Source organism: Streptomyces sp. CBMA123 (assembly GCF_014596465.1).
GTDB lineage: Bacteria > Actinomycetota > Actinomycetes > Streptomycetales > Streptomycetaceae > Kitasatospora.
This window is the reverse complement of sequence record NZ_MECK01000380.1, coordinates 1-1,273: the sequence shown is the minus strand read 5'-3', so window position 1 is coordinate 1,273 and position 1,273 is coordinate 1. Positions and strand designations below refer to the sequence as shown.

Below are 1,273 nucleotides of genomic sequence, written 5' to 3'. Positions count from 1 at the left end.
CTCGGCGACGGGCTGCTGCTCGGCCTCGGGGGCGACGGCTTCGGCGGGCTGGGCGGCTTCGGCTTCGGCGGGCTGGTCGACGGGCTGCTCGGCGGCGGCCTCGACGACCTGCTCGGCCAGGACCTCGACGACCTGCTCGGCCAGGACCTCGGCGGCCGGCTCGGCCGGGACGGCCTCCGGCTGCGGCTGCTCGCCCTCGGCGACGACGGGCTCGACCGCGACCGGCTCCGCCGCGACGGCTTCGGCGGCCATGGCCTCGGCGAGGACGGCCTCGGCGGCAACGGCCTCCTGGTCGGCGCTCTCCGCGACGGCTTGGCCGGAGGGCATCTCACCGGTGCCGGCGGCGGTCTCGGCGACCGGCTCGGCCGTGGCCGTGACGGCCTGTTCGGCCTGGACCGCCTCGGCGACCTGCCCGGCCTCCTGCACCGCCTCGACGGCCGGGGCCGGCTCGGCGGCCTGCGGCGCTTCGGCGACCGCTATGGGTGCGGGCTGCTCCGGTGCCGCCTCCTCGGCCGCCGGGGCCTGCTGGGCCGCCGCGACCTTGGGCAGGCCGTGCGGGGTCGGGGCGGCGAGGAAGGCGGAGATCCGGCGCGGCTGACCGGCCGGGGCGGCGGGCTCGGACTGCTCCGCGGGCGCGGCGGCCTCGGCCACGACCGGCTCGGCACCGCCCTCGACCACGGCGGTCTCCACGGTCTCCACGGCGGCGTCCACCACCACGGTCTCGATCGCGGGGCTGTCCACCACGGCGGCCTCGGCGGCCGGCTGCTCGGCGGCCTGGGCCGGGACCGGCTCGGCCACGACGGCCTGGGCCGTCTGCGCGGCCTCGGGGGCCGGCTGGACCTGGACGGCTTCGGCGACCGGAGTGACCAGAGCAGCCGGAGCCGCCTCCGGGGTCTCGACGACCTCGATGACCTCGATCGCCCCGACCGTCTCGACGGTCATCAGGCCCTCGACCGGCTGCGAGGCGAGCGGCACCTGCTGGTAGCCCTGCGGCATCTGGTGAACCGTCTGGCCGGTCTCGGCCGTGGTGGGCATCGGGGCCACCGGCGCGGCGGGCGCCATCGGGGCGGCCTGCGGCACGCCCTGCGGCGCGGCGCCCGGGACCGGCACGACGGCCTCGCCCATCGGCGGCCGGCCGACGACCGGGATGCCGTGCGCGGGAGTACCGCCCTGCGAGGGGCCGCGGTCGGCCAGCGAACGGACCGGCACCTGGCCGGTCATCAGCGAGGGGTCCGGGATCGGCGGGCCGGCGTGCAGCGGGCGGCGCGGCGCC

The 1,273-nt window shown here is 79.4% G+C and carries 1 pseudogene; it reads right to left on the bottom strand.

Annotated elements, in window-relative coordinates:
* Window positions 1–1,273: pseudogene (locus tag BG452_RS31245) on the bottom strand (hypothetical protein); the annotation flags it as partial.